We start from the raw sequence: 10,852 nt of genomic DNA, 5'->3' as shown, positions 1-10,852 counted from the left end.
TATTCGTCTTTCTGTTTTCAGTACTAGGCTGACGCATCAGCGAAACTAATCTGAACCTTAACGGACCGCGTACGATCCGTAGCCGCCTGAAAGGCAGACAAGGCTTCTGTCAGGGGAATGGTTGCGGTGATGATCGGTCGAGGATCGATAGCTTTTGATCCGATAAGGCGTACGGCCTCGGCGAATTCTGTATCGAACCGCTGCGAGCCGACAAACTGGATTTCTTTACCCACCATGACGTTGAGAGGCAGGACGGTCGGTCCGCCGACGCCAACCTGTACGAGGGTGCCGAGCGGTCGAAGGCAGGAAATTGCGTCGCCGATGGCCGGTGCTGCAGCAGAGCATTCAAATACCAGATCGACCTTGCCTTTGCCTTCCTGCCAGCGGGCGAGCCCTGTCGGGTCGGTTGCAATATTGACTGTATGATCTGCGCCCATGCGTGCGGCGACAGCCAGAGTGGCGTCCTGAATATCAGTCACAATGATTTCCGACGCGCCGCGTTGTCGCGCTACCGCCACGCAAAGGGCGCCGATCGGGCCTGCACCCGTCACCATGACGACCTTACCGACCAAGCTGCCTGCAATCGCTTCCCCACGATTGGCGGCATGAAGGCAAACTGCCAGTGGTTCAGAGCAGGCTGCGGCTCCCGGATCAATGCCGTTTGGGACAGGGAAACACTGGTCCGCCGCAATCACTATCCTGTCGCGGAACATGCCTTGTTGGTGCGGGAGATACATTGCCGATCCCTTGAAGCGCATCGCACTGCAATGGCGCGTCAGACCCTGCTGACAGAAACTGCAGATGCCGCAAGGCTGCGAAGGGTTCATAGCAACGAGCTGACCCGGCACCAGCCCCGTCACTCCCTCGCCGAGAGCCTTGATGCGTCCCGAGGCCTCGTGACCTAGGATGATCGGTTCCCGAACACGGATAGTACCAATGCCGCCTTCCAACCAGTAATGCAGATCCGATCCACAAATCCCGCCTGCTTCGACCGCGATCAGCACTTCTCCTGGCCCTGGTGTTCCGACAGGCCGACTTTCGATCCTCAGATCGTCCTGCGCGTGAAGGCAGATCACGCGCGTGTTCGACAACTCAGTCATTTCCACCTCACGGCATCAGCGTGTTGGGCAGCCAGGTCGCCAGAGGCGGCATGTAGCTGACCATCAAAAGGACAATCAGATTGGTGATGATATAGGGAATGATCGCCCTGATCACCGGCGAGAGTGGGAGACGCGCAATATTGGACGCGACAAACAGGCAAACGCCGACCGGTGGTGTAGTCAGGCCGATCATAAGGTTCAGGACCGCAAAACACGCAAAATGAATGGGGTCGATACCGACTGCCAAGGCTAGAGCCTGCAATGGTACGAATAGAATGATCAGGGCTGCAATCGTTTCCATGAACATGCCGACGAACAGAAGCAGAATGTTGATCAGCAGGATAACGAGAAACTTGTTATCGGTGATGGAGAGAACCGCATTGGCCAATGTCTGCGGAATACGTTCGGCGACGAGAATCCAGCCGAACACATTGGCTGTGCCCACCAGTACGAGAATGCCTGCCGAACTGATTGCACTATCAATGATGATTTTCGGAATCCGACTTACCGGCAGTTCTCTATCGACGAACAGCCCCACCACCGCCGCATAAAGGCATGCAACCACTGCCGTTTCGGTCGGTGTCGTGATGCCGATCAGCAGGCCACCCACGATCAGTGCGGTCATTGCTATAGCCCAGATCGCTCCGGTGAATGACGACAGCAACTCTCGGGCGCCCTTCCAGTCCTCGCGAGGGAAGTTTTTCTTCTTGGCGATGAAATAGGTCGTCACCATCATGGCAAAACCCATCAGAAGGCCGGGTACCGCACCGGCTAGAAATAACTTGCCGACCGAAAGGCCGGAGAGCGATCCGACGATAATCATCGGCACGCTTGGCGGGATCATCGGGCCGACAGTCGATGAGGCGGCTGTGACTGCAGCGGAGAAATCGGCCGGATAACCAACCTTCTTCATGCCGGGGATCATCATGCCGCCAACGGAAGCTACATCTGCGACTGCGGTTCCTGAAATACCGCCGAAAAGCATCGAGGCTGCGATATTGGCCTGTGCCAGCCCGCCGCGCATCCAGCCCACAAGGGCATTTGCAAAGCGAATAATCCGTTCGGTAATGCCGCCGGAATTCATAAGGTTACCAGCCAGAATGAACCCTGGAATGCAGAGCAGAACAAAGCTGTCCATCCCGGCATACATTTTCTGCGGGATGACAACCAAGGGGATGTCCGCGAACAGAAGATAGGCCATCGAGGAAAGGCCCAATGTCACAGCTACGGGCAAGCCGATGGCAAGGCCCAGCACGAACGAGCCAAGAAGAAGGGTCAGGCCCATCAATTTTCCTCCGAATTGGGGATAGGGCGCCCATCATGACGGCCCGAGAGCATTTCAATGATGCGCATCAGTGCCCAGAGACCCAGAGCGACGAGAAGAATGAACTGTGTTGCGTGGATGAAATCCATGCGCCAGCCAAGCGACGGGGCGGTCTGACGGCTGCCGATCATGGTGTAATCCCACGCAGCGGGCAGAAGAATAGCCGCAAAAGCCACCGTCAATGCGGCGCTGACCAGTCGCAAAAGCCACGGCATACGTCCGGGAAGGCTTTCGCAAAGAAGGTCGACATTGACCATATCGCCACTACGCAGCGCGAGGCCCGCGCCGAGCGCACCAATATAGAGCAGGCAGAACCTGGTCAGTTCCTCGGTCCAGACTGGGGCGCTGCTCAAAAACGTGCGCGCATAGACCTGCAATAGCACCGCCCCCATCAATAAGAGAAATGCTGCCAGTATCAGAAGGCGACAGATGCCTTCCAATCCTTTGAATAGTTTTGTCATGGTATCCTCGACGTGGCAGCTGCCGGATTGGGTCCGGCAGCCCCATTATCTCAGTCGTTGAAAACCTGTTCGACCAGGGGACGGATTTCCTGCGGAACAGAGTTGATGACAGCGTCGCGCGCCTTGTCGGCAAAGGCAGCCTGATCCACGTCGACAAACTTCACGCCCCGGCCTTCGAGATCGGTGACGAGTGCCTTTTCGTCAGCGATGAACAATTCGCGTTCGTAAGCCTGCGTGGCCTTGGCGGCTTCCTGCAATGCAGCCTGATCGATCTCCGAAAGCTTGCCCCAGCTTCGTTCCGATATGGCCAGATAGATCCACGAGCGAACGTGTTCCGTCTTGTTGACGACTTTCTGGACTTCATAGAAGCCGCCAGACTTGAAAAGCGCGAGCGGGTTTTCCTGACCTTCGATAGTGCCGTTCTGGAGTGAGGTGAAAACCTCCGAGAAGGCCATCGGGGTTGGGTTCGCACCAAGCGATTGCCATGCGGCGACAAAGATCGGCACATTCGGCACGCGAACCTTGAAGCCTTTCAGCTCTTCCGGCTTTGTTATCTCGCGATTGGCTGAAAGATTGCGCGGGCCGCGTGCAAAATAGGTCAGCGGGCGAATACCCGCCTTTTCGACGATCTCTGCCTCGATCTGCTTTCCGATCTCGCCGGAGGCAATCTTGTCCATATGTTCAAGCGATTTGTATGCATATGGCAGAGCAAGCAGGGCTGCTTTTGGCGCCCAGTTCTGCAGGCTTTCACCGGTGATGGTCATATCGGCCGTGCCAAGCTGCATGCCGTTGATGACGTCGATTTCCTTACCGAGCGATTCATTCGGATAGACTTCGACGGCAACGCGCCCTTCGGTACGAGATTTGACCTCTTCCGCGAATTTCAGTGCCGCTTTGTGCCAGATATTCTCTTCATTGGCCAGATGGCCGAGCTTGAGTGTTACCTCCTGCGCCAGCGATGTTCCTCCCATGATAGCGAGAACAGCACAGGTTGCTGCCAGACGCGTAAGAATCCGAAATTTCATTGTTTCCTCCTCTGGATAATGTCTTTGCTGTTGCTGTGTGCCCTACAGAAAATATTCGGGCCGCTCCTGTTCGATGACAGGCAAATCGCTCAGAATTCCTCGCAGATGTCCTCGCATCGACTGTTCGGCCTGCAGGGCATCGCCGCCCGCAATTGCTTCCACCACTGCGCGATGTTGTGCAATGAGGCGATCAACCGGGAAATGCATGCTGGAAAGAAACCGTACCCGGTCCATCTGAGCCTTCATCTCGACGACGACGCGCCAGGCTTTTCCCTTGTCAGCTCCCTCGGCCAGAGTGCGGTGAAATATTTCATCCGCCTCCATGAAATCCCGTGCAGACCCGCCAACGAGCTTTTCCTGACAAACGAGCTGGGCTCGCAACTCGGTAACCAACGTCTGATCAGGAGATTGGGCCAGAAGCTTAACGATGTCCGCTTCAACCGCTTCGCGCACGAAGCGCGCATCCATTACGGCCTGAAGTGAAATTTTCGCGACGAAGGTGCCTCGCTGAGGCCGAACCTCCAGCAGCCCTTCGTTGGCAAGCTTGATGAAGGCTTCACGCACAGGCTGACGGCTAACCCCATATTGCTGAGCCACATCGGCCTCGGAAATCCGGATGCCTGGCGACAATGCATTATCAATGATGGCAGCCCGCAGCGTTGCGTAAAGCTGATCGACCACACTGACGTGTTTCGGTTGCAACAATGGGCTTCGCATGATTTTGACTCCTCGAATTTCGGATATACCATACTACCATACCAGTCAATACAGGTATGTATTCGTACGTCATCCGAGACAATTGATTCCAGGGCCGTCAAAATTGCAGACGTCGAAAAACAGCTAAACGAGCTACGAGAAAGCGGGCTGAACCCAAGAAGTTGTGCCTGGATTTCCAGGCCGGATCGTTCCTGTTGACGAAGAAGCAGAAAATATTGAAAAAGCGGACGCTGACAAACCTATGTAACGAACATCCTACTTGGTGGGGCCTTGAACACGAGGCTCTGGATGAGGTTGTAGCTGCAGCATACGGTTTGGCGGTCGACTTGCCGGAAGAGGACGTGCTTGCCGGCCTGTTCTCCCTCAACCAAGAGCCGGCAACTAAACACTAAGAAGGTTGTCGCTCCTCAGGCGAAATATTGACATTAATCGGATCGCTTAGTACCCAGAAGAAAGCTCGAAAATATGCTTGGAATCTCATAAGACGTTGTTTTCGTTTCTAATCTAAGCTCGCGCTGGTGTGCCCGTTTTCTCCCTCCGGTGCCCCAAAAAACCGCATGTCGCTCTTAATAGGGCAGAACGTCCGCTATCGCCATCTTGGAAGCCACAAGCTGATAGTCCATTCCTGGCCCCATTCCGGCCATTCACAAAATTGATGATCAGTTGGCGGTTCATATTTCGTTCAAGAGCAGGGATATAATGGTTAGCGAGTGGGGCGATAATCTTGACTGACTTCAGTCTGCGGTGCTGAATGTCTGAAAGACCGGTAACAACTCGGCTGGAAGTTGTCCTCTAAAAGTCCATCCACCTTTTGTACCAAAATCACCTTACTCCGTGAGATGTCCGAAGAAGGTATTTCCTGAATATTCTGAACGCAGTAACCCTTCTGCGCTGAGCCTCGGCATAAGTTCGTCAAGGGCGAGCCTCATGGAGCCGGTTGAGCCACCGGGTGCGGTTATGAAGCCGTCGATTGCGCCTGCCTCAAACCATTTGCGAATCTCTTTGGCTGCATCCTCAACCGTCCCGATCACCTGCCAATGTGCGGCGCTGATGACCTCGGGTCTGCGCAAGAGCTCATCAAGCGAAAGCTCCTCACGTTGCAGCAAACGCCGAAGCAATCCCGCATGGGTTTTGCTTCGGACCTTTTCGGGTGGGGGTGGCAGGTCGGCTGGTCGAATGAGACGATTTGCGGGCCATTCGGATAGGTCGAGACCGGTCATCTCACGGATGAATGCGATTTTGCGAGCGCGATCACCTCGCGCATGCGTGTAGGCGAAAAGTTCTTCCGCTTCTTTCCGCGTTGATGCCAGATAGAGGCTGAGACCGGGAAGCAGGCGAACGTCGTCCGACTTTCGGCCATGGAATTGCGCACGGTCACGAAGATTGCGGCGAAGATCGATTGCCGCTTCCATATCCGGGGTCGCGGAAAAGACGGCGTCGGCAACGGATGCCGCGAAGTCGCGCCCTGCCGGTGACGCGCCAGCCTGAATAAGCGGGATGGGAGCATCCTGAACAGAAGGGACATTGAGCGGACCTTTAACCCGGTAATAGGTACCGTCGTGATCTATCGGATTTATGGCTGCCGTATCTGCAAAGCGGCCGCTTTCACGATCACGTTTCAAGGCCGATCCGGGAAAACTCTTCCATAAATCACGCACGACGCTGGTAAATTCGGCTGCCTTTGCATAGCGTTCGTCGGATGAAGGCATTTCCGTCAAACCGAAATTCTCGTTGCCATCGAGTGCCGTGACAATATTCCACCCGGCCCGGCCATTGCTGAGCCAGTGCAGGGACTGGACCTGACGGGCAACGACATAAGGCGGCATGAAAGTTGTCGATATCGTGGTCAGAAGACCGATATGCGAAGTCTCCCGCGCCAGCGTTGCCATGACGAGCGTCGCATCCATGCTGCCGAAGCCCGGAGTGGTTTCCATGATCTGATGGTTCATGAAAAGGCTATCGGGACGGAATACGAAATCAAGCTTCGCCGCCTCGGCTCGCCGGGCGATATCGATATAGAAATCTGATCCGAGTGTCCCCTCGATGTTGCTGTCCGGATGCCGCCACCCGTCGCCACTCAGCCAGGTCGGTGCCAGCGACATACCAATGTGAAGTTTCCGTTGCTCACCCATTTCGGGCTCCCGTTAATGTATAAAAAGGCTGTGCCGGCCACGGATGTGACCGGCTGGATTGGCGGGTTTACTAAATACTTAGAACGTGCCCTTGATGCCGACGCCGAATGTGCGCGGCATGGTCATGCTTGCCTCGATGCCACCAATGCCGCGGTTCTGCTGCAGATAGGTCGGGGTACGCTCGTCGAAAATATTCTTCACATAGCCGTAAAGCTGCAGTGATTCATGGAAATCATAGCTCACACGCGCATCGGCAATCGTATAGGCGTCCACGACATAGGTCGGTGTATTGGCAAGGTCGGAATAGTAGCCGTCAGTGTGGCGAACCTGTCCGGAGATATTGAGCTTTTCCGTTGCATCCCAGCTTGCACCGATGCTGAACATATAACCGGGAGACTTGGCGAACTCGTTGCCCTCATAGCTCACATTGCTCGAAATTTCGTCGATTTCGGTGCGGAGAATGCCAGCACTTGTCTTGATCGTCAGATTAGACAAAAGCTGATAGTCGAGCCCCATTTCAAGACCATAGGCATGAGCCTTTTCGGCATTGATCGTATAGGATTGCGCCACACCGGGAGAGACGACGACAGGAATGTTGTACTGGGCATTCTTGAAGTCCATGTAGAACAGATTGCCTGTCAGTGTCAGCTTGTCATCGAGCAGATTGGCGCGCGTGAACAACTCGTAGTTCCACAGCGTCTCATCCTCAAAAGGCTTCCACTGCCTTGAATTGAGATTGAGGGAAACCCCGCCGGGATTGTAACCCTTGCTGACCAGTGCTCCGATCGTCAGATCGGGTGTGACAGCATATGCCAGCGATACTTTTGGCAAGAGCGCGGAGAATGTTTCGTCGTAATCGAGTGGCGTTGGCGCTAGCGCCGATTTTCCGATGCGCTGTACACGATCCTGCTGGTAACGAAGCCCACCGGTCAACGTCCACTGGTCGTCGAGCCGGTAGCTTACTTCGGCAAAAAGCCCCAGATTGTCTTTCGTATCGTCAAATGTCGTCGTGCCTTGAAGCAGCATGAACTCGTCCGACTTGGTATTGGCGTAGAAAATACCGGCGACACCGCTGATGACGTCTTCCTGCTCGCCAAACGTGATACGAGACTCATTGGAAATGTTCTTCTGATTGATATCGGCCTTGCCGTTATTCGCAATTCCGGTATGTCGATGCACCGACGACGCCGAATATTGTGCTTGGTTGTAGAATTTCACGCCATTGCCAAAATCATAGCCAACATCAAGGATGCCTGTATTGGTATCCTGCTTCCAGCTTGGCATGGTCGTGGTTAGATGTTCGAGCTCGTCGAATGGTGCGGACGCTGCTTCCTGGCTTGGACGGTTGGATCGATTGTGGGAATAGGTCAGCTTTGCCGTAAGGCCGGGAATCTCTGCCGGTTCCCATAGCAGTTTCAGCCGCGCATTCAGGGCCTCGAAATCCTGATTTGTCTTCTCGGAAATGAAGTTGGGGCTGACATAGTCGATGAAGGTATCACGGCCCGAATAGTCGATTGCAAGGCGCGCTGCCAGCTCATCCTTGTAGATGGGACTGTTCAGCATGATTGAGGTGCGCTTGGTGTTGTAATTGCCGATCTCGACCTGATAAGCACCTTCGCGCGTGAATACCGGGTCCTTGGTGTTCACGATGATCGCACCTGCAATTGCATTGGCACCCTGAGATGTCGTCTGCGGGCCACGGAACACTTCGATGCTGTCGAGATCCCACACCGAAGTCGCGCCGAAATAGTATTCGTTATAATTCAGATAATGCCCATCGAGATTGATCGTGGCGCGCGGCACGGTGCCGCCCCAGAACACGTTCTGCCCTGTGTTTGGGCCCTGCGTATCCTGCCCGCGAATGATGGGAGCGCCGACATTATCAGTATAGATCACGTTTGGGACGTTCGCGATCACTTCAGCCACGGATGAATCGCCTGTCTTTTCCTTGTCGATCTCCTTGGCCGAAATGACGGTGACCGATGACGCCGTGTTCTTGATGTCGCGCGCGACTTTTTCCCCCGTCACGACCACAGTATCAAGCACGATCGCGTCGGAGCTGGCTTTCGCAGCCTCCTGGGCAAGCGCAGGCGTTACCACAAACACCGCCAGCGTGAGTGCACTGGCGCTGGACATCAAGCCACGATTCAAACGGATATTCATAAGTCGCCCCAAACATGAGTATATTAGTCATGTTCTGTTAAAGCATAAGGGCATCATTCCGCAATAAGGAATGCATACCGCAATACAGTATAATATCAAGCCTCCGATATGTGTTGCATGCCCGCAACAGTGAGGGAGGGGCAATTCAATCCGGTCAAAACCCTCGAGGTCCGCCCATCGCATTCGCAACGCAGAGGACATGACTTTCCAACGGCTTGTCGCTAAACATCGATTTGCTATTACCGAGGAGGAGGCAAAGCATTTGAACGAGAACGACCTGTCCGATGAGAGCGACACCACGAGTGAAAAACGCTCGGGTACAATACAGTCGGTTTCCATTGCCGCGCGCTTTCTCCGGATTCTGGCCAATGCTGAAACCGAGCTTGCGTTGGGCGAAGTCGCCCGGCGGGCAAAGACGGGCGGATCGACAGCGCATCGTTATCTGCAGAGCCTGGTCAAGGAAGGCCTTGCAAAACAGGACGCTGCAAGCGGTCTTTACGATCTGGGGCCGACTGCGCTGAGCATCGGCATAGGCGCTTTGAAACGTGTGGACGCTGTGGAGATTGCGGCGCAACACATGAAGGCCCTTTCGCAACGACATGCCGTCAGCGGTGGTGTTGCTATCTGGACAGATCGTGGTCCGACGCTCGTGCGCTGGTATCGAAGTGCGTATTTCTCGGTCAATCCGCTGGCGCTGGGAGACACATTGCCCATCGATAATACGGCTTGTGGTCTGGTTTTTCAGGCTTTTCTACCCAAAGCTACGGTCGATGCGGCGCGTAAGGTACAGCCAGCTCACTTTCGGGGCAGCCCGCCGGCAAAGTCACTGCTGGAACAGGTGCGCAACGAACGATGGTCAGAAATGACCAGCCATCTTCTTTCAAATGTGACAGGGCAGGCCGCCCCGGTCTTCGACGCGCAGCGGGAAATCGTCTGCGTCATGACGACGGTGGCTGATCTTGGACAATTGCGAAGCGAGGACGAGCGGAGAGCGCTCTTTCATGAAGCGTCACTGGTCAATCAGGCAACTGGCGGAAGGATCGTAGACGGGGAGGGGGGCGACGCCAGCGATTGAAATGTCACGGAGATTGCGGGGTCGTTCCTCGGGGGACGACGAGCGGCGTTCCCGAAACCGGATCGGTAATGATTACCGATGCAAGGCCGAACACATCTTCCATCAGCTTTTCTGTAACGATCTCGGATGGAGTGCCTTCCGCCATGATCGCCCCGTTTCGCATGGCCACCAAATGCGAAGCATATCGGCAGGCATGATTGAGATCGTGTAGTACGGCAACGACAGTCCGGCCCTCGCGGTTAAGTTCCGCCAGCAATTCCAGAAGTTCGATCTGATGCGCGATATCGAGATAGGTTGTCGGTTCATCGAGCAGAAGGATCGGTGTTTCCTGGGCCAGCACAAGCGCAATCCAGACGCGCTGACGCTGTCCGCCGGAAAGTTCGTCGACTGAACGGTTGGCGAGGTCGGAAATGCGGGTGGCTTCCATGGCGAGTGCTACCGCTTCTTCGTCTTTCACCGACCATTGTCGCAGAAAGGACTGATGCGGATAACGACCGCGTGACACCAGATCGGCAACGGTGATGCCATCGGGAGCAACCGAGGTTTGCGGAAGAAGACCGAGCCTGCGCGCAGCTTCCTTTGCCGGAAATTGGCTTATATTCCTGCCATCCAGCACGACTTTTCCACTGGCCGGTGCAAGCAATCGTGACAAGGCACGCAGCAATGTGGACTTCCCGCACGCATTGGGGCCGACAATGACGGTGAAAGACGTATCGGGAATAATGACTGACAAGTTCTCGACGACAATCTGATCGTTGTAGCGCAATGTAACGGCGTCCGCATGCAGGCGTTGCATCATGGCTGGTCCCTTGAGAAATCACGAGGCTGTTCGTATTGCATTGTAGAACGCATTCT

The 10,852-nt window shown here is 55.0% G+C and carries 10 protein-coding genes; 2 read left to right on the top strand and 8 right to left on the bottom strand.

Going from position 1 to position 10,852, the window contains the following annotated elements; all coding sequences use genetic code 11:
- Window positions 1-23 precede the first annotated feature (23 nt).
- From OANT_RS21115 to OANT_RS21095, 5 genes are read right to left on the bottom strand one after another with little or no spacing between them, the layout of a single operon-like run.
- The gene (locus OANT_RS21115) at window positions 24-1,100 is read right to left on the bottom strand and encodes an L-idonate 5-dehydrogenase (RefSeq protein ID WP_012093423.1); all 1,077 of its coding nucleotides are present in this window, start codon (window positions 1,098-1,100) and stop codon (window positions 24-26) included.
- A 7-nt stretch (window positions 1,101-1,107) separates the two neighbouring features.
- The gene (locus OANT_RS21110) at window positions 1,108-2,385 is read right to left on the bottom strand and encodes a TRAP transporter large permease (protein ID WP_012093422.1); all 1,278 of its coding nucleotides are present in this window, start codon (window positions 2,383-2,385) and stop codon (window positions 1,108-1,110) included.
- On the bottom strand, window positions 2,385-2,885 hold the full coding sequence (locus OANT_RS21105; protein ID WP_012093421.1) for a TRAP transporter small permease: 501 nt from the start codon (window positions 2,883-2,885) through the stop codon (window positions 2,385-2,387). The genes OANT_RS21110 and OANT_RS21105 overlap by 1 nt, the downstream gene beginning before the upstream one ends.
- A 50-nt stretch (window positions 2,886-2,935) precedes the next feature.
- Window positions 2,936-3,910: a TRAP transporter substrate-binding protein gene (locus OANT_RS21100; RefSeq protein ID WP_012093420.1), complete on the bottom strand. Its 975-nt coding sequence runs from the start codon at window positions 3,908-3,910 to the stop codon at window positions 2,936-2,938.
- 42 nt (window positions 3,911-3,952) lie between these two features.
- Window positions 3,953-4,627 (bottom strand): GntR family transcriptional regulator, encoded by a 675-nt coding sequence (locus OANT_RS21095; RefSeq protein WP_012093419.1) that lies wholly within the window; start codon window positions 4,625-4,627, stop codon window positions 3,953-3,955.
- A 194-nt stretch (window positions 4,628-4,821) separates the two neighbouring features.
- Here OANT_RS21095 and OANT_RS21090 point away from each other — a divergent pair, with 194 nt between their 5' ends.
- Complete coding sequence (locus tag OANT_RS21090) at window positions 4,822-5,019, top strand: hypothetical protein (RefSeq protein ID WP_125335686.1); 198 nt, start codon at window positions 4,822-4,824, stop codon at window positions 5,017-5,019.
- Window positions 5,020-5,454: 435 nt separating this feature from the next.
- On the opposite strand, the gene OANT_RS21085 is transcribed toward OANT_RS21090, so the two are convergent.
- Window positions 5,455-6,759, bottom strand: coding sequence for an NtaA/DmoA family FMN-dependent monooxygenase (locus OANT_RS21085; protein WP_012093418.1), 1,305 nt, complete (start codon window positions 6,757-6,759; stop codon window positions 5,455-5,457).
- Between the two features lie 78 nt (window positions 6,760-6,837).
- Complete coding sequence (locus OANT_RS21080) at window positions 6,838-8,922, bottom strand: TonB-dependent receptor (RefSeq protein WP_012093417.1); 2,085 nt, start codon at window positions 8,920-8,922, stop codon at window positions 6,838-6,840.
- A 262-nt stretch (window positions 8,923-9,184) separates the two neighbouring features.
- Between OANT_RS21080 and OANT_RS21075 the strand changes: the two genes are divergently transcribed.
- On the top strand, window positions 9,185-9,997 hold the full coding sequence (locus OANT_RS21075) for an IclR family transcriptional regulator (RefSeq protein WP_049768440.1): 813 nt from the start codon (window positions 9,185-9,187) through the stop codon (window positions 9,995-9,997).
- Window positions 9,998-10,001: 4 nt separating this feature from the next.
- Here OANT_RS21075 and OANT_RS21070 read toward each other — a convergent pair whose 3' ends face one another.
- Window positions 10,002-10,796 carry an ABC transporter ATP-binding protein gene (locus tag OANT_RS21070; RefSeq protein ID WP_012093415.1) on the bottom strand — a complete coding sequence of 265 codons (795 nt, stop codon included), beginning with the start codon at window positions 10,794-10,796 and terminating at the stop codon, window positions 10,002-10,004.
- Between the last annotated feature and the right edge of the window lie 56 nt (window positions 10,797-10,852).

The sequence above is a fragment of the Brucella anthropi ATCC 49188 genome, assembly GCF_000017405.1.
In the GTDB taxonomy this organism is placed as follows: domain Bacteria; phylum Pseudomonadota; class Alphaproteobacteria; order Rhizobiales; family Rhizobiaceae; genus Brucella; species Brucella anthropi.
The sequence above is the reverse complement of the archived record's forward strand: the minus strand, read 5'-3'. Positions and strand labels throughout refer to the sequence as shown.